We start from the raw sequence: 23,593 nt of genomic DNA, 5'->3' as shown, positions 1-23,593 counted from the left end.
TCCGGCGGGTTACTCGATGGTTTCGATCACGCGGTTGTGATTCGTGTAGATGCACATGTCGCCGGCAATCTCGAGCGACTTTTCGACGATCTCGCGCGGCGACAGGTCGGTGTTCTCGATGAGCGCGCGGGCCGCCGCCTGGGCGTACGAGCCGCCCGAGCCGATCGCGCAGATGCCGCCTTCGGGGTCGAGCACGTCGCCGTTGCCGGTGATGACGAGGGTCGTTTGCGCGTCGGCCGCGATCAGCATGGCTTCGAGGCGGCGCAGCATGCGGTCGGTGCGCCAGTCCTTCGCAAGTTCGACGGCGGAGCGGGTGAGGTTGCCCTGGTGCTTTTCGAGCTTGGCTTCGAAGCGGTCGAGGAGCGAGAACGCGTCGGCGGTGCCGCCGGCGAAGCCGACCATGACCTTGCCGCCGTAGATGCGCCGGACCTTCTTCGCGCCACCCTTCATGACGATGTTGCCGAGCGTGACCTGGCCGTCGCCGCCGAGCGCGACCTGGTCGCCGCGGCGCACGGAGACGATCGTCGTGCCGTGAAATTGCTCCATGTGGGTTCCTTTTACCGTTGATGCCGGGTGTGACGGACGGGCGCGGCGCCGGCGGGGCCGCAAGCCCCAGAAATCGGGAGCGCGCCGGGCAGCGCCTCTACGGGGCGAGCCTGCGACGCGTTGTCGGTAGAAGTTTAGGGCGCCCGCAGGCAGTTCAAGGGCCGGTTTCTCAGAAAAGCCGGCGCGACAAAAGCGATAAGAACGGTATGCCGGCTGCGCCGAAAAAGCGGCGGCGCAAAAACAAAAAAGCGCACGGGACTCCGTGCGCTTTCACGTGAAAGGCGGCAATGCCGGGCGCGCAGTCCGGGAGCGGGCGCGCCGGCGGATCGATCAGTCGCCGAACAGCTTCTGGCGCAGCTCGCGGCGCTCCTGCGCTTCGAGCGACAGCGTGGCCGTGGGCCGTGCGAGCAGACGCGGAATGCCGATCGGCTCGCCGGTTTCCTCGCACCAGCCGTATTCGCCCGAGTCGATGCGTGCGAGCGATTGCTGCACCTTCTTCAGCAGCTTGCGCTCGCGGTCGCGCGTGCGCAGTTCGAGCGCATGCTCTTCCTCGATGGTCGCACGGTCGGCCGGGTCCGGCACGATCACGGTTTCGCGCAGGTTCTCGGTGGTCTGGCCCGCATTGCGGAGGATTTCCGCCTGCAGCTGTTCGAGCCGGTTCTTGAAGAAAGCGAGCTGATCCTCGTTCATGTAATCCTTGTCGCTCATCTTCAGGATTTCGGCTTCAGTCAAGAGTCGTTTCGTCGTCATCTGGCTTGCTTCTTCAATGAGTGAGGCAAAACTTGCACATATTGCCTGCACTTTTGTGTTGCCCGCAATGGCCTTGTACCGCGCGCCTGTTTCGAGCCGTTGCGCTGGCGGACACGGACGATGTGCTGTCGTGATGCCCGAAGCGCCGCTGCGGGGCCGAACTCCTCTGGAAACCGGTCTTCAGATGCTCCTGAGGCATGTTTCGTACCGGCCGCGCGCCGCGCTGCGCCGCGTCGTGCTGCCGGTGGGGCCAGACCATCCGGACCGGATTTTCCGAAGGGCCGCCCGTCTTCCGTACTCGTTGTACTTTCCGCACTGTCGGCACGGCCGTACGCCCTTGCCTGCCCGGCCCCGGCGTGACGTCCCGGGACGGTGGCTGCCTGCTTTCCAGTGGGGCCGTATTGTAACTGAATCGCAAACTCGCGCCGCAAGCGGGAATTCCCGTGCTGTGAGCGCGTGCGTCAGTCGATATCCAGAAAATATAACGCGCCAATCGCGAAAAAGCGATGGTCGGGTACGTTATTTGGCCGGGTAGCCCACGTAGGCGGGCAGATACTAGCGGCGCGGCCGGCGGGATGATGCCGGCCGCATGTCGGGCGCCTAGACGAGGCAGGCGTCGAGGCCGTCGGTGATGAGGTCTTGCGGCAGTTCGATGCCGATGAACACCATCTTGCTGTTCTTCTTTTCGGCCGGCAGCCACTTCGCCGCGAGGTCGCTGCCCATCATCTGGTGGACGCCCTGGAACACCACCTTGCGGTCCACGCCCTTCATGTAGAGCACGCCCTTGTAGCGCAGCAGGTGCTCGCCGTAGATCTGCAGGATGCCGCCGAGGAAGTCCTCGAGGCGGTTCGGGTCGAACGGACGGTCGCTGCGGTACACGAACGACTTGATCTTGTCGTCGTGATGCGCGTGGTGATGGCCGTGGTCGTGGCCTTCGTGATTGCACTGGCCGTGATCGTGGTCGCACCCGGCGTGATCGTGATCGTGCGCGTGATCGTGCGCATGGTCATGATCGTGATGCGCGTGGTCGTGCTCGTCTTCCGCGAGGAAGTCCGGGTCGATCTCGAGCTTTGCGTTCAGATTGAAGCCGCGCAGGTCGAACACTTCCTTGATGTCCGCCACGCCGAAATCCACCTGGCGGATCTGCGCCTTCGGGTTCATGTGCAGCAGGCGGTGGCGCAGGTCGGCGAGTTCCTTTTCGTCGACGAGGTCGGCCTTCGTGATGAAGAGGCGGTCGGCGAAACCGACCTGGCGCTGCACCACTTCGTGTTCGTCGAGCTGATGGTTGCCGTGCTTGGCATCGACGAGCGTGATGATCGCGTCGAGCAGGAATTCGTCGGCGATCTCGTTATCCATGAAGAACGTCTGCGCGACGGGGCCCGGATTTGCGAGGCCCGTGGTCTCGATCACGACGCGGTCGAAGTCGAGCTTGCCGTCCTGCTTTCGCTGCGCCAGATCGCTCAGCACGCGCGCGAGGTCGCCGCGGATCGTGCAGCAGATGCAGCCGTTGCTCATCTGGATGATCTGCTCGTTGCTGTCCTGCACGAGGATTTCGTTGTCGATGTTCTCTTCGCCGAACTCGTTCTCGATCACGGCGATCTTCATGCCGTGGTTCTCGTTGAGGATGCGCTTGAGCAGCGTGGTTTTGCCGCTGCCGAGGAAGCCGGTCAGGATGGTGACGGGAATCATGGTTGCCATGCTGGATGCCTGTTCTGTGCGGTGCGTGGATCGGAACCGGCCGCTCTCGCTTTGCGTGTGCCTGCCGGGACGCGGCGGCCGTGGTCCGGTGTTACAAGATAACTCTGGCTATTGAAACATATCTGCGGGCCGGGCGCTTGCCGGGGCCAGGCGGCCTGGGCCGGCGGTTTGCCTCGCGGCGTCCGCGCCGGTTCGCTGCAGACGCAATACGGGGCGCGATCGCAGGCGCCGGGCGCCTGCGCGAACAAATGAGGCTGCTTACGCGATTTGCAACAACAGGCCCTTCAGGTACTCGCCTTCGGGGAACGCCGTGAGAAGCGGGTGATCGACGCCGGCGCCGAGGCGCTTGAGGATGCGGGCGTCCACGCGCGCGTCAGCGGCGGCGCCGGCGACGATCTTCTGGAACAGATCCGCGTCGATCGCGCCCGAGCACGAATACGTAAACAGCAGGCCGCCTGGGCGCAGCAGCTTGAGGCCCGTGAGGTTGATGTCCTTGTAGGCGCGCGCCGCGCGGTCCACGTGCTCGCGCGAGGCGGCGAACTTGGGCGGATCGAGCACGACGAGGTCGAAGCGCTCGCCCTCTTCGTGCAGGCGGCGCAGCGTCTTGAAGGCGTCGGCGTCGAGCCAGGCTGCACGCGCCGCGTCGAAGCCGTTCGCCTCGACGTTCTTTTGCGCGGTGGCGAGCGCGTCACCCGACGAGTCGATCGACACCACGCGCTGCGCGCCGCCCTTGAGCGCCGCGAGCGAGAAGCCGCCGGTATAGCAGAAGCAGTTGAGCACGTCGCGCTCGCGGGCGAAGGTCTGCACGAGCGCGCGGTTGTCGCGCTGATCGACGTAGAAGCCCGTCTTGTGGCCGTTGCGTACGTCGACGTGATAACGCACGCCGTTTTCGCTCGTGATGAGGGTCTCGGGCGGCTCGTCGCCGGCAAGCAGGCCCGTGATCTGCTCGAGCCCTTCCTTCTCGCGGATCGACACGTCCGAGCGCTCGTACACGTTCGGGCAGCCCGTGGCCGCCGTGAGCGCGCCGACGATCGCCTCCTTCCATGCCTCCACGCCCGCGGCCATGAACTGGCAGACCAGCTGGCCGCGCCCGCTGCCGCCGTCCTCGACATAGCGATCGACGATCAGGCCCGGCAGGCCGTCGGCCTCGCCGAAGATCAGGCGCACGGCGCCGGTGCCGCTCACCATGGCGTCGCGATGCGCGACGGCGCGTTGCACGCGGCGCTTGAAGAACGCGTGGTCGATGGGTTCGTTTTCGTCGAAGCTCCAGACGCGCGCGCGGATCTGCGAGTGCGGGCTGTACGCGGCGCGCGCGAGGAAGCGGCCGTCGTGCGCGCGCACGACGACGGTGGCGCCGACGGCGGGCTTGCCCTCGACGCGGTCGATCGCGTTGGCATAGACCCACGGATGGCGGCGCAGCAGGGATTTTTCTTTCGACGGTTTGAGCGTGACGATATTCATAACGGGTTCAGTACAGAAAAGCGCGGCGCGACGCGTTCGGTGTGGGACTGCCCCGGGCGGGGAGCCCCGGGCGGGTTGCCCTCGCGGGGAGCCCCGGCCCGCGCCGCAAGGCATCAATCGCGTTTTTTCGCGCGCGGATGCGCGGTGTCGTAGACCTTCGCGAGATGCTGGAAATCGAGCGACGTATAGACCTGGGTGGCCGCGATGCTCGCGTGGCCAAGCAGTTCCTGCACCGCGCGCAGGTCGCCGCTCGACTGCAGCAGATGGGTGGCGAACGAGTGGCGCAGCACGTGCGGATGGACGTTCGCCGGAATACCCGCCGTGAGCGCCGCGCGCTTCACGCGCTCGCGCACCACGCCGGGCGCCATGCGGTTGCCGCGCACGGAGAGAAAGAGCGGGGCGTCGTCGTGTTTGACGAAGGCATCGCGCACGCCGAGCCAGGCGTCGAGGGCGTCGAGCGCCTTGCGCCCCACCGGCACGACGCGGTGCCGGTTGCCCTTGCCGTGGACTTCGACTTCGGCGGCGTCGCGCTTGAGCCAGCCCGCGGATTCGTAGCCGTCGCGCCGCACGTAGCGCGCGTCGAGCCCGACGAGCTCCGCGAGCCGCAGCCCCGACGAGTAGAACAGTTCGAGCATCGCGCGGTCGCGCAGCGCCTCGGTGCTGGTGCCGTTCGCGCCGGCGGGCAGCGGCGCTTCCATCAGATGCTGGGCATCGTCGACGGAGAGCGCCTTTGGCAGCGTCTTGGCCTGCTTGGGCGCGCGCACGGCGGCCACCGGATTTGCTTCGAGTTCGATGCGGCCTGCAAGCCACCGGTAGAACGCGCGCCACGCCGAAAGCCGGTGCGCGATCGAGCGCGCCGACAGGCCGCCCGCGTGCGCGCGCGCCACGGCGCCGCGCACGTCGGCGGGAGCGATGGTCTCCAGCGCCCGGCCGTTCGCGAGTTTCTTCAACTCGTCGAGCTCGTGCGTATAGGCGCGCAGCGTGTGCGCCGAAAGCCGCCGCTCGTGCTCGAGGCTGGCGAGGTAGTCGGCAATCGGGTCGGTCGGGTTCACGGTGTCGGCGCCTGGGGCTTGAGCGGTGGGCCGGGCTCAGTGCGGCAGGAGGCGCGTGAGCGCCGCGCTCGCGAGCGCGCCGATCTGGGTGAGAAAGTCGGTGGCCATGCCGTCGTGAAAGCGCCGCGGATCGGGCGATCCCATTACCAGCAGGCCGAACACGTCGCCCTCGGGCTCGCTCTTGCCTTCGGCGTTGGGCGTGCGCAGCGCGATCAGCGCGACCGACTGCGGCGCGCCCTGCGCTGCGTCGAGCCACTGCGCTGCCTCGAAGCCCGAGTTCGCGCCGCAGTAGGGCACCGCGAGACTGCCGGCGAACAGACGCACTTCCTCGCCGGTATGGCGCGCGAAGTCGGCCTGGGTGTAGGCCTCGGCGACGTCCCAGATGCGCAGCGCCGCCTGCGGCACGTCGAAGACGTCAAGCAGGTTCTCCGTGATCGTGCGCGGCAGCGCGTACGGATCGCGCTCGGCGATCACGCGCTGGGTCCAGCGGCCGAACTTGGTCGCGATGCTGTCGTTCTCGTGACCGTAGCGCAGCAGCTCCGAAAGACGGCGCTCCAGATGCTTGTTCTTTTCGCGCAGCATTTCCATCTGCCGCTCCTGCAGCGACACGGCGGCCTTGCCGTGCGGGTTGCCGAGCTTGATCGTCGAGAGCAGTTCGGCGTGCTCGACGAAGAACTCGGGATTGGCAAGCAGGTAGTCGGCGACTTCGCGATCGTTCATGTTGTTGGCGCGTTGTGAGCAAAAGGCGCGCGGGGCGCACCGGCTGGACAGCGTGAAACGGTGAATCGGATGCCGGCCGCTATCAGCCCCTATACGCCGCCAAAGGCCGGCTCAGGTCGTAGCAAGCCGCAGCAGGTCAGTCGGCCAGTTCGATTTCGCCTTCGAAAACGGTGGCGGCGGGGCCGGCCATGGTGAGCGCGGCGGATTCGTCGCGCGCGCCGTCCCAGGCGATCGTCAGCATGCCGCCGTGCGTATGCACCTTGACGGGCGAATCGAGCAGCCCGCGGCGGATGCCCGCGGCCACCGCCGCGCAGGCGCCCGTGCCGCACGCGAGCGTTTCGCCCGCGCCGCGCTCATACACGCGCAGCTTCACTTCGTTGCGCGCGACGATCTGCATGAAGCCTGCGTTCACCTTGTGCGGAAAGCGCTTGTGCGCCTCGACGACGGGACCCTCGGCCAGCACGGGAAACGCCTCGACGCCGTCCACCACCTGCACCGCATGCGGGTTGCCCATCGAGACGGCCGAAATCCAGCGGGTCTGACCGTTCACGTCGAGCGGCCAGAGCGTGTCGTTGCCTTCGCGGCGGCCCTGCAGACCGCTTGCGTCGAACGGCACGCGCGCCGGCTCGAATACGGGGCTGCCCATGTCGACGATGACTTCGCCGTTCTCCTGCATCACGAGCGTAAGCGTGCCGTTCTGGACCTGGACGCGCACGCGGTTCGCGTCGGTGAGCTTCCGGTCGCGGACGAACTTCACGAAGCAGCGTGCGCCGTTGCCGCAGTGCTCGACCTCGCCGCCGTCGCAATTGAAGATGCGATAGCGGAAATCGACGCCCTCGACGGTGGGCTTTTCGACGACCAGCAGTTGATCGGCGCCGACGCCGAAGTGCCGGTCGGCGAGCGCGCGCACGCGCTCGGGCGTGAGCGCGAGGGGCTGGGTGTAGCCGTCGAGCACGACGAAGTCATTGCCGGCGCCGTGCATTTTGGTGAATTTGAGCTTCACGCTTTCCTTCTATTCCTTGCCGCATAAGGCTTCTGTGATTCACTAAAGCCCGGAAATTCCGTCTGGCTACCCGTCTGGCTACCCATTTGAGGTGCGCTGGGCTGGTATCGAATGATACACGGTGATAGTCCCGGTTTCGCGCTCGCGCAAGTGGGATATGCTGCGGCGGACCTGAACAAACCTGAACATCGGGGCAGCGGTCGGGTCCGGGATGCGTTGGGCCGAAGACGCACACCGGACTGCACGCGAGCAGGGCGGCGGCTGGCGGATCAGGCTCAAGACGCGGCCGACGCGTGCGATTGCCCCCGGCGGTGCTGCCTGTTCATCTGCCTCCCGTTGTCCGTCGGTTTTCCCGTCTAACCGTCGACTGTCCATAGCCGTGCGCCTCAGCTTCTTCATGGCCGTCCTCTCATCGGCCAGTGAACGGAACTTTGTTCAGAGGAAGCCCGAAAATCAGCTATCGCCCATTTCATACCCTTGTAGTCGCTTGTTAGCCTGGCCCCACTGTATGGGCCGGATCAACCTGATGGAGCACGAAGCGAAGGCTGGGAATCAGATCGGCGGCCATACGCTGTTGAAGCACGTTGGAAAAGATAAGGCATGGCTGCAAGCAAGACTGGCGCGCGAACCCCGGCTTGAAATGGTTACCTCATTCCATAATCGGGAAATGGCAGAGTGGGCTATTTCTCAGGTGATGCAGCAAAAGGCAGTGGAGATCAGGGCATGGGCACAAGCGAGCAATGGAGCAAAGAGGCTTCCCTTGGCTGGTGAGACTGGACGCGCTGCAGGCCACGGATTGGTCAGAGAGACGGGACAGATGATTGAACCAAGTAAGGTTCAGATGTTCTTGAGGAAAGAGCAATATAACGGTATGCCGTATTACCTCATCACCGCTTACTTGATTAAATAGGCTTTCATGGAGCAGGAAGACAAATACCCGGAATTATCAAATTTTATTCAGATTTATTTCGGAGAGGATTTCGACCTGTGGGGGAATACCATGGAGGAAATCCTTGCTTTATACAGAAGCGAAAGCGATCCGGTAGCGCGTGGAACGTTGCGAAGTGAAATCGATCACTTCCGTCACGACAATTCGTTCGACCTGGATGCTTCTTTTAAGGCTGCCTACGGACTTTTCGTTAATCCCGTATCGTGGGGCCACACGACTGCCTCGTTCCTTGACGAGCTAAAGCGTTTTTTGAGCGAGTAATCCACTTGTCACCAGGTCTGGACGGCCCCCGCAAGATGCAGAGATAGCGGGCACCGCGCTTTAGCACCGCGGCGCCTGCCCGCATCCCACCCCGCTCAATACACGCCCGGCTCCCCCGGTGGCCGCGTCTTGAACCGCTTATGCACCCAGTAATACTGTTCAGGAATACGCGGAATCTGCTCTTCGAGGAACGCGTTCATGCGCCGTGCGTCTTCCTCGTCATTGCCGGTCGGATAGTTGTCCCAGGGCTTGAACACCTTCAGCCGGTAGCCCTTGTAGTTCGGCAGCACCTCGCCGATGAACGGCACCACCTGCGCATGTCCCACCTTGGCGAGGCGCCCCACGGCCGTCAGCGTGCAGGCCGGCACGCCGAAGAACGGCACGAACGTCGAATTGCGCATGCCGTAGTCCATGTCCGCGCCGAGCATTACCGGCTTGCGGTCGCGCAGCCAGCGCAGCACGGCGCGCGCGCTATCGGCGCGGCTCACCATTTCGGCGCCGAAGCGGCTGCGCCCGGCCTTCGCGGCGCTCTCGAATTCGGGGTTCGAGAACGGTTGATAGAGCGAGCCGCAGGGCCGGTGCAGAGAGTAGTTGAGGAACATCGACCCCGCCTCGATCCCCACGAAATGCAGCCCGAGGAACAGCGTGGGCGGCAGGTCGGGATCGCTCAGATCGATTTCGCTGTCGAGCTGGACGATCTTTTCCAGCTTCTTTGCCGACCCGAACCACTGCACGCTGCGCTCCATATAGCTGCGGATCGCGTGGCGAAAGTGCTGGCCCGCCACTTCCTCGCGCTTCTCTTCGCTCCACTCGGGGAAGCACAGCTTGAGGTTGGTGTGCACGACGCGCTTGCGGCTGCTCGGAATCTGATAGAGCAGCCAGCCGAGGCCGTCGCCGAGGCGGGCGACGAGCCCGTAGGGCAGGATCGCGAACAGTTTGAGCAGGCCGATGGCGAAACGGGAACCGAGCTTGCCTAGCATGCGGCGCCTCCCGCGAACGTGACGACGGCAGCCGCGACTGCGGCCGGCGCCAGGACGGCGGCAAAGGCAGGAGGGGCGGAAACGGGGACGGTTGCGAAAGACAGCACGCGGCGGAACTCTGCGACAAATTAGGGAAGTCGCTATAATACGGGCTTCGCCGAGTTAATAGACAACTTGCGGGGCGAAGCCGGCAGCCGCCGATCCTGTGGATTCCTCCACGATCGTTGTGGCACCGGTCAGGAAATCCGCTAAAGCGTCGCCGCTTCAAGGCTCCCGAAGCTGGCTACGTGAACTCAACCGTCACCAGCTACAGGAGTTTCAAGCGTGGCAAACGATTATTTCTTCACCTCCGAATCCGTCTCCGAAGGCCATCCGGACAAGGTCGCCGACCAGATCTCGGACGCGATCCTCGACGCCATCCTCACCCAGGACAAGTACTCGCGCGTTGCAGCGGAAACGCTGTGCAACACGGGTCTCGTCGTCCTCGCCGGTGAAATCACCACGACCGCGAACGTCGATTACATCCAGGTCGCGCGCGATACGATCAAGCGCATCGGTTACGACAACACGGACTACGGCATCGACTACCGCGGCTGCGCGGTGCTCGTCGCCTACGACAAGCAGTCGCCGGACATCGCCCAGGGCGTGGACCGCGCGCACGACAACAATCTCGACCAGGGCGCCGGCGACCAGGGCCTGATGTTCGGCTACGCGTGCGACGAAACGCCCGAACTGATGCCGCTGCCGATCCACCTCTCGCACCGCCTGGTCGAGCGCCAGTCGAACCTGCGCCGCGACGGCCGCCTGCCCTGGCTGCGCCCGGATGCGAAGTCGCAGGTCACCGTGCGCTACGTCGACGGCAAGCCGCATTCGATCGACACCGTCGTGCTCTCGACGCAGCACGCACCGGACATCGACCTCGGCACGCTGCGCGAAGCCGTGATCGAAGAGATCATCAAGCCGGTGCTCCCGGCCGACCTCGTGAAGGGCGAGATCAAGTTCCTCGTGAACCCCACCGGCCGGTTCGTGATCGGCGGCCCGCAGGGCGATTGCGGCCTCACGGGCCGCAAGATCATCGTCGATACGTACGGTGGCGCGGCGCCGCACGGCGGCGGCGCGTTCTCGGGCAAGGATCCGTCGAAGGTGGACCGTTCGGCGGCCTACGCGGGCCGTTACGTCGCGAAGAACATCGTGGCCGCCGGCCTCGCCTCGCGCTGCCTGATCCAGGTGTCGTACGCGATCGGCGTGGCGCAGCCCACTTCGGTGATGGTCAACACGTTCGGCACCGGCAAGGTTTCGGACGCGACGATCACGAAGCTCGTGCGCGAGCACTTCGACCTGCGTCCGAAGGGCATCATCCAGATGCTCGACCTGCTGCGCCCGGTCTACGAGAAGACGGCCGCCTACGGTCACTTCGGCCGCGAAGAGCCGGAATTCTCGTGGGAAGCCACCGATCGCGCACTCGTGCTGGCCGAAGCAGCCGGCACCGAGCCGGTGGGCGCGCTGGCCTGATCGCCGTCAGGCATTGCCAGGGGCGGCGCATCGCCGCTCCCTGAAGCAAAAACCCCGCAGGGCCTCTGGCCCGTGCGGGGTTTTTTATTGCCGCTGTCCTTGCGGCTTAGCGCATCGCGAACGCAAACCACCCCGTGCTGCTCGCCGACGTGCGGCGCGGCCGGCGCGCGCCGCCGCTCGTGGTGCGGTTTGTGGCCGAGGCCGAGCCGGCGGCCGAGCTGCCGAGCGCGCGCAGCGGCGTATTCGGCCGGTACAGGAGCGTGCGCAGCGAGAAGTGGCGCGCGCCCGAGCGCACGCGCAGCACCGAGAAGAACGAATGGAACCACGCGCGCATGCCGTCGACGGGCTTCGCCTCGCGCACCTGCGAGGCCAGCGCGCGCGTGCGCGCCGCATGGTGCCGCAGCGCGCGCATCACGTGACGGCGGGCGGGGCGGGCGGCCTTCAGGGCGGCACGCGTGAGTCGACGGGTATCGAAAAGGGTAGGCATGGTGTGAGCAAAATCAGATGCGGAGGGCGCCTCGCGCGGCGCCTTGCTTGCAGCAGCAAACGTGCCTGTTTCGACCATGACGGGAAACGACAGTTGCCGCGCATCGCGTAATCGATGCGGCGAAGGAAGCAGCGGAACAGGTCTGCGTTCTGTGACGGGCCTCGCAGCGAGTGCGGGCCACCCGTCCGTGCGGGTGAGGGTGTGCAAAAACAAACGACATGCGCGCAGACTACACGCCTTCCGTGACGCACTGAAGTCGGTGAAACCCCGTCTCGCGTGCGCTTTTGACGCACGCGATCCCACCCTTTGACACATGCCGGTGCGCGCGCCCCAATGCCGTGCGCCGCTGTGGGATCGCGGCGCTTGCCCTCCGTTGGCATCGCGTTGATGTGGGAATGGTGACGGATCGCGTCGCACCGATAAAAGGCGCGAGCCGCTGCCTGCTTCGGCGCTCTCGCGGGGCCGCTGGCGGGCCCTTACGCGAACGTCAACTCGTTTTACAATCGAGCGACCGGGGTGCGCTTTTCCCTTTTCCGCCCCCGATGCCGAAGACATCGAACAACGGAAGTCCCATGTCAGTCCAGTCAAAGAAGGAACAGATCCAGGCGCTGCGCGAGCGTGGCTTCGTGGTGGTGCCGGGTCTCGTCTCGCCCGGGCGCTGCGAGGAACTGAAGCGTATCGCCCAAACCCAGCTCGAGGAAGCGGCCGCGCCCATCGAGTTCGAAGCGGATCTGCGCTATCCCGGCGCGCCGGTGTCGAAAGAGGCGCCCGGCGGCCATACGGTGCGGCGCCTGCTCGATGCGTATTCGCGCCATCCGTGCTTTCGCGAATGGGAAACCTCGCCCGAGATCGGCAACTGGATGGAGCTGTATTTCGGCGAAGCGCCGGTGCTGTCGCGCGCGCATCACAACTGCATGATGACGAAGCACCCTGCCTACGGCAGTCTCACGGGCTGGCACCGCGATGCGCGCTACTGGTCGTTCGAGCGCGACGACCTCGTTTCCGTGTGGCTCGCGCTCGGGCCCGAGACGATCGAGAACGGCGGCCTGTGGTTCGTGCCGGGCTCGCACGAGGCGCCTTTCACGTCGGAGCGTTTCGATGCCGCCAAATTCTTCCGCGAGGATCTGCCCGAGAACCAGGCGTGGATCGATCGCGCGGTGTCGCCCACGCTGCAGGCCGGCGACGTCGTGTTCTTCCACTGCAACACGCTGCACTCGGCGGGGCAGAACCAGAGCGATCAGGTGAAGTTTTCGCTCGTGTCGACCTATCACGGTGCGAGCAACGTGCCGCTGCCGGGTACGCGTTCGGCTTCGGTGCCCGAAGTGCCGTTCTAGGGCGCGCTTGCGGGGCACCGCCGCGGGCGGTGCCTCAGCGCTGCCGTCCCGAGGTGGCGAGCCCGGTCAGTCCCGCGATGGTCGCCGCCACGCCGCCCACGATCAACAGGATCGTGCGATTGGTGGGCGCGCCGGTGAAAAGCCGCGACATGTCGTTCGAAAACGAATGGAACGACTGGCCGCCGAAATACAGCAGCACGATGCCGCAGGCGATCAGTGCGAACGAAAGCGCCTTGACCATGGAAGACCTCTCGGATGGACGGACGCCGCAGTGTAGGCGAGCGGTGGCGCCGCGTCCATTGGGAGCCGGCGATGGCCGGCATGGCGCATCGGCCGTCCCATCGGACACCCCATCGGACGCCCCAGCGGACACCCCATCGGAGCATGTATCCGAACGCTCGGACGTCCCACATGTCGGGCCTCTGCACGGTACGTGCGGATTGGCTAACATAACAGGCTTCGCCCGCGCTGCGCGTGGCGGAGGCAAGGCGCTGCAGCCGCGCGCCCTGCGGCCATTGCGACCACGCTGGCTGCCCCCTTTCCCCCGTTATCGTCGAGGATTCAATCAATGGCCTACGAAGCAGCTTCTGAACGCTATTCGGAGATGCAATACCGTTTTTGCGGCAAGTCGGGACTCAAACTGCCCGCGCTGTCGCTCGGCCTGTGGCACAACTTCGGCGACACCACGCCGATCGCAACGCAGCGCGAGATCCTGCGTGCCGCCTTCGATCTCGGCATCACGCACTTCGATCTCGCCAACAACTACGGCCCCCCGTACGGCAGCGCCGAGACCAACTTCGGCCGCATCTTCAAGGACGACTTCCGCCCCTACCGCGACGAACTGCTGATCTCGTCGAAGGCCGGCTGGGACATGTGGCCGGGCCCCTACGGCCAGGGCGGCGGCTCGCGCAAGTACGTGCTCGCGAGCCTTGACCAGAGCCTGCAGCGCATGGGGCTCGACTACGTCGACATCTTCTACTCGCACCGCTTCGACGCGGACACGCCGCTCGAAGAAACCGCGGGCGCACTCGCCACCGCCGTGCAGCAGGGCAAGGCGCTGTACGTGGGCATCTCGTCGTATTCGCCGGCCAAAACGCGCGAGATGGCGAAGCTCCTCGCCGAATACAAGGTGCCGCTGCTGATCCACCAGCCGTCGTACAACATGCTCAACCGCTGGATCGAGCAGGGCCTGCTCGACACGCTCGACGAGATCGGCGCGGGCAGCATCGCGTTCACGCCGCTCGCGCAGGGCCTGCTGACCAACAAGTACCTCAACGGGGTGCCGGAAGATGCGCGCGTGAACCGTCCGGGCGGCGGCTCGCTCAAGGGCGACCACCTGAGCGCCGAGAACATCGGGCATGTGCGCAAGCTCAACGAGATCGCCCAGCGCCGCGGCCAGAGCCTCGCGCAGATGGCGATCGCTTGGACGCTGCGCGGCGGCCGCGTGACCTCGGCGCTGATCGGCGCGAGCCGCGCGGAGCAGGTGCGCGAGAACGTCGCCGCGCTGAAGAACCTGGAGTTCTCGAAGGAAGAACTCGCGGAGATCGACCGCTACGCGACCGAAGGCGGCATCAACCTGTGGGAGAAGCCGTCCACGGATCAGCACATCTGATTCGTATCCGGGTCTGCGCGGCCCGTTTGCTGTAGAGAACGCCTCGCGTCAGCGAGGCGTTTTTTTTGTGCTCACGGACGCCACATGGGCGTCTTCGCGCTGTCACGTGCCGCTGCTAACTTCGCCGCAGTCTGTGTCGCGAGGAGCGCCGATGGAGTCCACGATCGCCGGGCAGGCCGCCGCCCCCACCGCCCCTTCGCGGTCCGCGGCGCCGCAGCCGCAGCCCGGTCAGCCGTCCGCCCGGCAGTCCACCGGGCGGTCCGCCCAACAGCCCGATCCGCGCGCGAACGCCGCGATGCTTGCCTTCGCCGCTGTTGCGCTCGCCTGGGAACTGGTGGGATTGCCGCTCGCGCTGCATGCAGGGGGAGGGCCGTCGATCTGGCTGCTCGCCACGCTCGTGCCGGTCGTGCTCGCCACGCCGGTTCACTGGGGCCTCATACACGAAGGCATCCACGGCCAGTTGCTGCGCGGGCGGCGTGCGAACGAAGCGCTCGCGCGGTTGCTGGCCATCGGTCTTGCGATGCCGTTCGACGCCGTGCGTTTCGGACACCTGATGCATCACCGCTTCACGCGCGAGCCCTACGACCGACCCGACGTGGACGATGCCACCGCGCCGCGCTGGCGCCGGCGGCTCGCCTACTACGTCCAGTTGCTCGGTGGCCTCTACGCGGGCGAACTGCTGGTGCCGCTCGTCGCCTTCTTGCCGGCGGAGACGGCGCGCGCGCTGATTGCGCGCGGCGTGGGCGCGCACGGACCCGAGGGCGCGCAGGTGCAGCGGCTCTTCGCCAATCACGCCGGCGACGCCCAGAAGCGCCGCCGCGCGCGCCGCGACTGGCTGGGCTCCTGTGCGCTCTACGCGCTGGCCTTCGCGCTGTACGGGAAGGCGTGGTTCGTTCTGCTGGGGACGATGTGGCTGCGCGGCCTGTGGATTTCGATGGCCGACAACCTGCCGCATTACGGCGTGGCGCTCGACGAGCCCGGGCGGGCGCGGGACTTTCGCGTGCCGCGCGGCGTGGGGGCGTTGCTGATGAATCATCACCTGCATCGCCAGCATCATCTGCATCCCACGATGCCGTGGACGGCCTTGCCAGCGCTGGCGCGCGCAGGCGGCGAAGCGGTGCACGCGCGCCCCGCCTATTTCGGCGCGGCGCTGCGGCAGCTACGCGGGTTGCAGCCGGGGAACCGGGTCCACTGAGAAGCCGTGCGCCCGGTGCCGCCCGGGCGCTACATCAGCGCGGGCAGGGCTTCGACGAGCACGACGGCCACCAGCGCGCCGAGCAGTGCGCCGATCACGCGCAGGGTGTTGTGCCTGAATTCGGTTGCGCATGGCAGCGCGCCGAGGAAGAGCGCGCCTGCAAGGGCCATCGGGATGATCATCACGAAATCGCCGATCGTGAAGTAACCGTCCATGCTCGTCTCCTTATCGTGTCGGCGGGCGAGGGGGCTTGGCGATGCGTTGTCGTTGCCCTTTCGTTGCCCGTCGGGTGCCGGCCTTCACCGAGTATAGGTGAGGGTTTCGGAACGGGGTGGGCACGGTGCGCGCCATGCTGCTTGCCGGGGTGCCCCGGGCGCCGCGCCAGGCGGGGCTTGGCAGTGGCCCTGCGCGTCCACGTGTGCCGCGCGGGCCAGCCCGGCTTGAATTACGAAAGTCTTTCCATTTGTGGCCGGCGCAGCGGGTCAGGCGGCCCCGGCGCGCTCGCGCAAGCGCAGCGTCCACGCGCCGCCCATGCCCGCGATGAGCAGCGCGGCAACCAGCCCCGCCACGCCGCCCCAGCCGCCCGCGGCCCAGAAGTGCCCGCCGAGCGAGCCCATGATGCTGGACCCGAGGTAATACGCCAGCAAGTAGAGTGCCGCCGCCTGGCCCTTGGCTTCGCGCGCGAGCCGGCCCACCCAGCCGCTCGCCACGGCGTGCCCGGCGAAAAAGCCGATCGTGAGGCAGGCGATGCCGGCGGCGATCAGCGCAAGCGGCGAGAAGAGCGTGAGGACGACGCCCGCGAGCATGATCGCGAGGCTCGCGACGAGGACGCGTCCGCGCCCGAAGGTGTCGGCCATGCGGCCGGACCACGGCGAAGCGACCACGCCGGTCAGGTAGACCACGAAGATCGCGCTGATGGCCGCCTGGCTCATGTGGTAGGGCGCGGCGATGAGCCGGTAGCCGATGTAGTTGTAGAGCGTGACGAAGCTGCCCATCAGCACGAAGCCCATCGCGAACAGCACAGGCAGGCCGGGCCGCGCGAACTGCTTCATGAGCGCTGCGCGATGATGCGAGAAGCCGAGGCCCTTCTTCGGCACGAAGTGGCGCGAGGGCGGCAGCAGCGCGCGAAAGGCGAGCATCGCGCCGATGCCGAGCGCGCCGATGACGGCGACGGCCACGCGCCAGCCGAACAGGTCGGTGAGCACGCCCGTGATGACCCGCCCGGCCATGCCGCCGATGGCGGTGCCGCCCACGTAGAGGCCCATGGCGAGGCCGAGGCCTTCGGGATGCATCTCCTCGGCGAGCCAGGCCATGGCGACGGCGGGCACGCCGCCGAGCGCGAGGCCTTGGAGCGTGCGCAGCACGAGCAGTTCGTGCCAGTGCGGCACGAACGCGGCGGCGAGCGTGAGCACGGACGAGGCGGTCAGCGACGCCGTCATCATGGTGCGCCGGCTCCAGCCTTCGGAGACGAAACCGGCCACGAAGATCGCGCCCGCGAGCGCGGCGGTGGTGAGCGAGAGCGAGAGGCTGCTTTGCGCGGGGCTCACGCCGAAGGACTGCGAGAACGCCGGCAGGAGCGGCTGCACGCAGTAGAGCAGCGAGAAGGTGGCGTAGCCCGCGAAGAGGAGGGCGAGACACGCGCGCCAGTAGGCGCGTGTGCCGCGTTCGAGATACGGTTGGCTGGACGGCGAGGGGGCCGCGGTGGTGCGATCGGCGCCCGGTGAAACGGTCACGGCAGGATCTCCGGAGGATGACAAAGCCGCAACGATACGCGGGTTGGGCGAATCGGGGCGCCAAAACCGCAGGATGCGCCGCAACGACCACGCCTTCACGGCCCGCCCTTAGCCCGGCGCGGCGCTTCCAGCGCCTCCTGCCTGCTGCGGCGGATGCACGAGCTGATCGCCCGTGGGCAACGCCGCCGCGTTCCAGCCGCCGCCCAGCGCCTTGACCAGCGCGACGCTCGCCGCCATGCGCCGGCGCGCGATCGTCACCGCCTCGCGCTCGTTGGTGAGCGCCGTGGTTTGCGCGACCACCACGTCGAGATACGTGATCGCGCCGCTGCGATAGCGGTTATCGACGATCGCGAGCGTGCGCTGCGCCGCCGCCACCGCGCGGTCCTGCGCGAGCGCTTCCTGTTCGAGCACGCGCAGCGTCGCGAGGTTGTCCTCGACCTGGCCGAACGCATCGAGCACCGTCTGGCGGTACTGCGCGACGCTCTCGTCGTATTGCGCGCGCGCCTCGTCGCGCACCGCCGCGCGGCCGCCGAAGTCGAGCAGCGTGCCCGCGAGCTGCGGCCCGAGCGACCAGAACCGCGCGGGCGCCACGAGCCACTGGCTGTAGTTGGTCGCCTCCAGGCCGCCCGTCACGGCGAGGATCAGGTTCGGGAAAAACGCCGCCGTGGCCACGCCCACCTGCGCATTGGCGGCGGCCACGCGGCGCTCGGCCGCGGCGATGTCGGGGCGCCGCTCCAGCAGCGTCGAGGGCACGCCCGGCGGTGTGACCACCGGCTGCGCCGTGAGCGGCGCGCCGGGCAGCACGGGCAGCGTGAAGCCGGCCGGCGGCTGGCCGGTGAGGATTGCGATGGCGTGCTCGAGCTGGGCGCGCTGCACGCCCAGGTCGATGGCCTGCGCCTGGGTGGTTTCGAGCTGGGTCTGCGCCTGGCCGACGTCGGCGTCGGTGGCGATGCCGCCCGTGTAGCGGTGCTGCGTGAGGTCGAGCGACTCGCGATACGCCTTGATGGTGTCGTCGAGCAACTGGCGCTCGCGGTCGATGCCGCGCAGCTCGAAGTAGTCGGTGGCCAGTTCGGCCTGCATCGAGAGCAGCACGGCTTGCTCGTCCGCGGCGCTCGCCTGCGCGCCGGCCTTGGCGTTTTCGACGGTGCGCGCGACGCGCCCCCACACGTCCGGCTCCCACGACGCATCGACGCCCACGAGGTAGTCGTTGACCGTGAGGCCGGCCGTGGACTTGTACGCGATGTTCTGCGAGGTGCGCGTGCGGGCGACGTCGCCGCCCGCCGTCACGAGCGGAAAGAAGCTCGAACGCTGCTGCGCGACGTTGGCGCGCGCGGCGCGAAAGCGCGCCTCGGCGGCCGCGACGTTCTGGTTGGCGCTCGCCACCTGGGCTTCGAGCGCGTTCAGCTGCGCGTCGCCGTAGAGTTCCCACCAGGCGCCGCGCGGTGTCGTATCGGCGGGTTGCGCGGCGCTCCAGCCGGTGCCTTCGAGCTCCTTGTAATTCGCCGCGACGGGAGCCGCCGGCCGCACGTAGTCGGGCCCGACCGCGCAGCCCGCGAGCGCGGCCGCCGCGGTCAGCGCCAGGGAAAAGCGGGGAAAACGAGGAAAGCGCGCGCGTTTCATGAGCCCGAACCTCACGAGCCCGAACCGGCGTCGTTCTGCGCGGCGCCGGCCTTCGGCTGCGCCGGGGCCGGTGCATGGGCCTCGACGATGCGCACCGGCGTGCCGTCGATGATCGAATCCTGCGGATTCACGATCACGCGCTCATGGCCGGCGAGTCCTGCCGCGATGGCCACGCGCGTGCCGAAGTCGGTGCCGAGCGACACCTTCACGAGTTTCACGCGGTCGTTCGCATCGACGGTGGCGACTTTCACGCCGTCCGGGCGGAACAGGAAGGTGTTGCCGGGCAGCGTGAGCGGCGTGGCGTCGCCGCCGAGCGCGAAATGGACCTGCGCATAGGCGCCGGGCAGCAGTTCGCCGCTGCGGTTGTCCACGTCCACTTCCACGAGCATGGTGCGCTGCTGCGGGTCCACCGCGCCGGCCGTGCGTGCGATCACGCCGGGATAGTGCTTGCCCTGCGTCTCGTTGAGCGTGAGATACGCGCTCGCCTGCGGGCGGATCTGTTGCGCGTAGGCCTGCGGCACGTTCGCATAAACGCGCAGCCGGTCGGCCTGCGCGAGGTGGAACAGCTCCTTCTGCGCGCCGCCGGAACTGCCTGCGTCGATCAGCGCGCCCACGTCGACGTTGCGTGCCGTCACGATGCCGTCGAACGGCGCCGTCACCTTCTCGTACGACTGCAACTGGGCGAGGCGCGAGACGTTGAAGCGCGCGGCGTCGAGCGTGCCTTCCTTCGCGAGCATGTCGGCGGTTTTTTCGTCGGCGTCCTGCTTCGACACCGAGCGGTTTTGCAGCATCTCGCTCCAGCGTGCCGCCGTCGTTTTTGCGAGCGTGTAGTTCGCCTGAGCATTGGCGAGGTCGGCGCGCGCGGCGCGCAACTGGTCGTCCACTTCGGGCGCGTCGATTTCCGCGAGCAGCTGGCCGGCCTTCACGTGCGCGCCGATATCCGCGTACCAGCGGCGCAGATAGCCGTTGGTGCGCGCGTAGATCGGCGTGTCGAGAAACGCCTGCACGTCGCCGGGCAGCACGAGGTCGAGCGGGCGCGTCGAGCGCTGCGGGCTCACCACCTGCACGGAGAGCGTGCTCGCCGCCTGCGCATCGCGTTCGAGCGCCGCGTGCGCGCTATGGCGCGACCAGATGCCCTGCGCGGCGAGCGCGATCACCACGAGCGCGGCGACGACGATGGGCCAGCGGCGCCGGCGCGGCGTACCGTGCGGCGGCTCTGCGGGAGCGTGGGGCGGCGGCGTGTCAGCGTGCGGCTGCATGGCGCCTCCGCGTGAGCAGTGAGAGAAGAGTCGTCATGATTTCGGCACTACGTTTTCGAGAACCCGCTGGCGGCGTTCGCCGAGCTTGCGGTACACGAGCGAGAAGACCACCGGCACGAAGATCAGCGTGGCGAGCGTGCCTACCGCCAGACCGCCGATCACGGCGCGCCCGAGCGGCGCATTCTGCTCGCCGCCTTCGCCGAGGCCGATGGCCATCGGCACCATGCCGATCACCATCGCGAGCGCGGTCATGAGCACCGGGCGAAAGCGCGTGAAGCCCGCTTCGATGGCGGCTCGCGCGGCGTCGCCGTGCTCGCGCAACTGTTCGCGCGCGAAGCTGATGACGAGAATGGAGTTCGCCGTGGCGATGCCGATACACATGATCGCGCCCGTGAGCGCGGGAATGGAGAGCGTGGTGTGCGTGAGGAACAGCATCCAGACGATGCCCGCGAGCGCGCCGGGCAGCGCCGTGACGATGATGAACGGATCGAGCCAGGACTGGAAGTTCACGACGATCAGCAGGTACACCAGTACGATTGCGAACACGAGGCCGCCGAACAATCCGGAGAACGAATCGTTCATCGTCTGCACCTGGCCGCGCAGCACGATGCTCGAGCCGCGCGGCAGTTCGGCGCGCGCTTCGTCGATGATCTTGCCGATGTCGTCGGAAACGGCGCCCAGGTCGCGTCCGTCCGCCGTGCCGTAGATGTCGATGGTGGTCTGCGCGTTGTAGTGCGTGACGACCGCATTGCCCGCCTCGCGCCGCATGTTGGCGAGCGCGCCGAGGATGTTGCTGCGCCCGTTCGCGGTGAGCGGAATGTTGGCGAGCGACTGCAGCGAATCGATCGTGTACTGCGGCGCCTCCGTGACCACGTTGTAGCTCACGCCGTTGATGGGATTGAGCCAGAACGTGGGCGTGGTCTGCTGGCTGCCCGAGAGCGTGATGAGCAGATCGTTCGCCACGTCCCTTTGCGTGAAGCCCGCCTGCTGCGCGCGGGTGCGGTCCACGTCGATGAAGATGCGCGGCAGGTCGGCGGGCTGCTGGATGCGCGCATCGGCAAAGCCGGGCACGCCGCGCATGCGCGCGAGCAGCCTGGCCGCGAACGCGCGGTTGCCGGCCACGTCGCGGCCTACGATCTGCACGTCGATGGGCGAGGGCATGCCGAAGTTGAGCGTCTGGCTCACGATGTCGGCGGGCAGGAACGCGAACTCCACGCCCGGGAATTCGTCGCTCAGCGTGCGGCGCAAGAGGCGCACGTAGTCCGCAGTGGGGCGATGGTCCTCGTTCAGCGAGATCAGCACGTCCGCATCGGAGGTGCCGATGGTTCCGGTGTTGCTGTACGAGAGGTTGATGCCCGAGACCGGCAGGCCGATGTTATCGATGATCGAATGCAGCTCCTTCGCGGGAATCAGCGTGCGAATGCGTTTGTCGATGCGATCGGTGAGCACGGCGGTTTCCTCCACGCGCATGCCGGTTTTCGCGCGCAGATGCAGGGCGATGGTGCCCGCATCGACCTGCGGAAAGAAGTCGCGGCCGAGGAACGGCAGCAACAGCAGCGAGGCGCCGCAGCACACGAGAAACGCAACGACGAACCACACCGGGTGCGCCACGCGCGCTGCGAGGAACGCGCGATAGCGCACGCGCAGGCGCTCGAAGCCGCGCTCGAACGCGAGGTGCAGGCGCATGAACGGATTGCGCGTGTTCGCATGCGTCTCCGCCGTCTTGTGATGATGGCGCATCAGGTACATCGCGAGCGTGGGCACGAGCGTACGCGAGAAGAAGTACGACGCGAGCATCGCGAACACCACGGCTTCGGCGAGCGGAATGAAGAGGTAGTGCGCGACGCCCGTGAGCAGGAACATCGGCACGAACACGATACAGATGGAGAGCGTGGAGACCAGCGTGGGGATGGCGATCTGGTGCGCGCCGTCCAGAATGGCCTGCTCCAGTGTCTTGCCCTGTTCGAGCTGCTGGCTGATGTTCTCGATGGCGACCGTTGCGTCGTCAACGAGTATGCCGACGGCGAGCGCGAGGCCGCCGAGCGTCATGATGTTGATGGTTTCGCCGAGCGCGGAGAGCGCGATGATCGAGGTGATCATCGAGAGCGGGATCGACACCGCGATGATGAGCGTCGCGCGCCAGTTGCCGAGGAACAGCAGGATCATGAGCGCGGTGAGGGCGGCCGCGATCAGCGCCTCGCGCAGCACGCCCTGCACCGCGGCGCGCACGAACAGCGACTGGTCCGCCACCGGATCGATGTTCAGCGACGAAGGCACGAGATTGCGCAGCGTGGGCATCATCGCCTTGATGCGGTCCACGATTTCGAGCGTGGAGGTGTTGCCGCTCTTGTTGATGGTGAGGAGTGAGGCGCGCTGCCCGTCCACGCGCACGATATTGGTCTGCGGCACGAAGCCGTCGCGCACGTGCGCCACGTCGCGGATATAGATCGTGCCGTTCGCCGTGGTTTTCACCGGAATGTCGTTCAGACCGGCTAACGTATCGGGACTTGCATTCATCAGCACCGAATATTCGGTCGAGCCGATCTTGGCGGTGCCGGAGGGCAGGATCAGGTTTTGCGCGCTGATGGCGTTGACGACATCGGTGGGCGCGAGGTTGTGCTGCTGGAGCGCGCGCTGGTCGATATCCACCATGATCTGGCGCTGCTTGCCGCCATAGGGCAGCGGCGCGGACGCGCCCGGCACCGTCGCGAGCTGCGTTTTCAGGAAGTTGTTGCCGTAGTCGAACAGCTCCTGCTCGGTGAGCTGCTGCGAAGAGAGCGACAGGCGCAGGATCGGCACCGTCGAAGCGTTGTAGCGCAGGATGTTCGGCGGCGTGATGCCGGGCGGCAGCGAGCGCAATTGCGTCTGCGAGAGCGCGGTGACTTCGGCGAGCGCTTCCTGGATATTGGCATGCGGCTGGAAGAAGATCTTCACCACCGCAATGCCGTTGAGCGAGGTGGATTCCGTGTGCTCGATGTCGTTCACGGCCACCGAAAGCCCGCGCTCGTAGTTGAGCACGATGCGCTTTTCCATCTCGTCGGCGGGCAGGCCCGTGTAGGTCCAGATGACCGAGAGCACGGGAATGTCGATGTTCGGGAAGATGTCCGTGGGCGTGCGCAGGATCGTCAGCGGCCCGACGATGAGCAGCAGCAGCGCGAGCACGACGAACGTATACGGGCGCCTGAGCGCCAGTCGGACGATCCACATGGAACGGCGGGTTCCTTGGCTGAAAGAGTGCTCGCGCGCGTGGCTGGTCTGGCCTTGGGCGGCGAGCGTTGTCGATTGAGGTCCTTGGCGCCGGGCGGTGGCCCGTTGCCCGTCGTACGGACGCGACAGGACTATAGCGCCTTGCACTGGCCCACAGCGTACTTTTTCAGCAGGTGCTGAGGCAAGCGTTGGGACAATGGGGTTTACCACTTGT

Annotated in this window: 21 protein-coding genes; 6 read left to right on the top strand and 15 right to left on the bottom strand. The window is 66.9% G+C overall.

Annotated elements, in window-relative coordinates; translation table 11 throughout:
- Positions 1-9: 9 nt before the first annotated feature.
- From hslV to dapF, 7 genes are all read right to left on the bottom strand, one after another.
- The gene (hslV, locus tag U5760_RS07005) at positions 10-546 is read right to left on the bottom strand and encodes an ATP-dependent protease subunit HslV (protein ID WP_322010609.1); all 537 of its coding nucleotides are present in this window, start codon (positions 544-546) and stop codon (positions 10-12) included.
- Between the two features lie 330 nt (positions 547-876).
- Entirely contained in the window at positions 877-1,296 is a 420-nt protein-coding gene (gene dksA, locus U5760_RS07000; protein WP_027793241.1) for an RNA polymerase-binding protein DksA, read from the bottom strand.
- Positions 1,297-1,896: 600 nt separating this feature from the next.
- Positions 1,897-2,985 carry a GTP-binding protein gene (locus U5760_RS06995; RefSeq protein WP_322011077.1) on the bottom strand — a complete coding sequence of 363 codons (1,089 nt, stop codon included), beginning with the start codon at positions 2,983-2,985 and terminating at the stop codon, positions 1,897-1,899.
- Positions 2,986-3,252: 267 nt separating this feature from the next.
- Positions 3,253-4,455: a class I SAM-dependent rRNA methyltransferase gene (locus tag U5760_RS06990; protein WP_322010605.1), complete on the bottom strand. Its 1,203-nt coding sequence runs from the start codon at positions 4,453-4,455 to the stop codon at positions 3,253-3,255.
- A gap of 113 nt (positions 4,456-4,568) precedes the next feature.
- Positions 4,569-5,507 carry a tyrosine recombinase XerC gene (gene xerC, locus U5760_RS06985; RefSeq protein ID WP_322010603.1) on the bottom strand — a complete coding sequence of 313 codons (939 nt, stop codon included), beginning with the start codon at positions 5,505-5,507 and terminating at the stop codon, positions 4,569-4,571.
- A 36-nt stretch (positions 5,508-5,543) separates the two neighbouring features.
- Positions 5,544-6,227 (bottom strand): DUF484 family protein, encoded by a 684-nt coding sequence (locus tag U5760_RS06980; protein WP_322010602.1) that lies wholly within the window; start codon positions 6,225-6,227, stop codon positions 5,544-5,546.
- 136 nt (positions 6,228-6,363) lie between these two features.
- Positions 6,364-7,230: a diaminopimelate epimerase gene (gene dapF, locus U5760_RS06975; RefSeq protein WP_322010600.1), complete on the bottom strand. Its 867-nt coding sequence runs from the start codon at positions 7,228-7,230 to the stop codon at positions 6,364-6,366.
- Positions 7,231-7,756: 526 nt separating this feature from the next.
- Here dapF and U5760_RS06970 point away from each other — a divergent pair.
- Both U5760_RS06970 and U5760_RS06965 read left to right on the top strand, forming a co-directional pair.
- Entirely contained in the window at positions 7,757-8,140 is a 384-nt protein-coding gene (locus tag U5760_RS06970; protein ID WP_322010599.1) for an RNase A-like domain-containing protein, read from the top strand.
- A 6-nt stretch (positions 8,141-8,146) separates the two neighbouring features.
- Complete coding sequence (locus U5760_RS06965) at positions 8,147-8,440, top strand: contact-dependent growth inhibition system immunity protein (RefSeq protein WP_322010598.1); 294 nt, start codon at positions 8,147-8,149, stop codon at positions 8,438-8,440.
- Between the two features lie 95 nt (positions 8,441-8,535).
- On the opposite strand, the gene U5760_RS06960 is transcribed toward U5760_RS06965, so the two are convergent.
- On the bottom strand, positions 8,536-9,420 hold the full coding sequence (locus U5760_RS06960) for a lipid A biosynthesis lauroyl acyltransferase (RefSeq protein ID WP_322010597.1): 885 nt from the start codon (positions 9,418-9,420) through the stop codon (positions 8,536-8,538).
- A gap of 324 nt (positions 9,421-9,744) precedes the next feature.
- Between U5760_RS06960 and metK the strand changes: the two genes are divergently transcribed.
- Positions 9,745-10,932, top strand: a complete 1,188-nt coding sequence (metK, locus tag U5760_RS06955; protein WP_322010595.1) for a methionine adenosyltransferase — start codon at positions 9,745-9,747, stop codon at positions 10,930-10,932.
- Between the two features lie 106 nt (positions 10,933-11,038).
- Here metK and U5760_RS06950 read toward each other — a convergent pair whose 3' ends face one another.
- Complete coding sequence (locus U5760_RS06950) at positions 11,039-11,419, bottom strand: hypothetical protein (RefSeq protein WP_322010593.1); 381 nt, start codon at positions 11,417-11,419, stop codon at positions 11,039-11,041.
- 572 nt (positions 11,420-11,991) lie between these two features.
- On the opposite strand from U5760_RS06950, the gene U5760_RS06945 reads away from it, so the two are divergent.
- A complete protein-coding gene (locus U5760_RS06945; protein ID WP_322010592.1) occupies positions 11,992-12,753 on the top strand; it encodes a phytanoyl-CoA dioxygenase family protein in 762 nt (253 codons plus the stop codon).
- 34 nt (positions 12,754-12,787) lie between these two features.
- Here the strand turns inward: U5760_RS06945 and U5760_RS06940 are convergent, their stop codons facing one another.
- Entirely contained in the window at positions 12,788-12,994 is a 207-nt protein-coding gene (locus U5760_RS06940; protein WP_322010591.1) for a DUF3185 family protein, read from the bottom strand.
- Between the two features lie 327 nt (positions 12,995-13,321).
- Between U5760_RS06940 and mgrA the strand changes: the two genes are divergently transcribed.
- Positions 13,322-14,365, top strand: a complete 1,044-nt coding sequence (mgrA, locus tag U5760_RS06935; RefSeq protein ID WP_322010590.1) for an L-glyceraldehyde 3-phosphate reductase — start codon at positions 13,322-13,324, stop codon at positions 14,363-14,365.
- Positions 14,366-14,516: 151 nt separating this feature from the next.
- The gene (locus tag U5760_RS06930) at positions 14,517-15,560 is read left to right on the top strand and encodes a fatty acid desaturase (protein WP_322010589.1); all 1,044 of its coding nucleotides are present in this window, start codon (positions 14,517-14,519) and stop codon (positions 15,558-15,560) included.
- Positions 15,561-15,589: 29 nt separating this feature from the next.
- Here the strand turns inward: U5760_RS06930 and U5760_RS06925 are convergent, their stop codons facing one another.
- The 5 genes from U5760_RS06925 to U5760_RS06905 form a co-directional block, all read right to left on the bottom strand.
- The gene (locus U5760_RS06925; protein WP_322010588.1) at positions 15,590-15,775 is read right to left on the bottom strand and encodes a hypothetical protein; all 186 of its coding nucleotides are present in this window, start codon (positions 15,773-15,775) and stop codon (positions 15,590-15,592) included.
- A 267-nt stretch (positions 15,776-16,042) separates the two neighbouring features.
- Positions 16,043-17,293, bottom strand: a complete 1,251-nt coding sequence (locus U5760_RS06920; protein ID WP_322010587.1) for an MFS transporter — start codon at positions 17,291-17,293, stop codon at positions 16,043-16,045.
- Between the two features lie 108 nt (positions 17,294-17,401).
- Entirely contained in the window at positions 17,402-18,913 is a 1,512-nt protein-coding gene (locus tag U5760_RS06915) for an efflux transporter outer membrane subunit (protein ID WP_322010586.1), read from the bottom strand.
- A gap of 11 nt (positions 18,914-18,924) precedes the next feature.
- Positions 18,925-20,172, bottom strand: a complete 1,248-nt coding sequence (locus U5760_RS06910; protein ID WP_322010585.1) for an efflux RND transporter periplasmic adaptor subunit — start codon at positions 20,170-20,172, stop codon at positions 18,925-18,927.
- A gap of 33 nt (positions 20,173-20,205) precedes the next feature.
- Positions 20,206-23,379, bottom strand: a complete 3,174-nt coding sequence (locus tag U5760_RS06905; protein ID WP_322010584.1) for an efflux RND transporter permease subunit — start codon at positions 23,377-23,379, stop codon at positions 20,206-20,208.
- Positions 23,380-23,593: the final 214 nt, after the last annotated feature.

The sequence above is a fragment of the Paraburkholderia sp. J12 genome (genome assembly GCF_905220215.1).
GTDB lineage: Bacteria > Pseudomonadota > Gammaproteobacteria > Burkholderiales > Burkholderiaceae > Paraburkholderia.
This window is presented reverse-complemented; position numbering and strand designations above follow the sequence as displayed.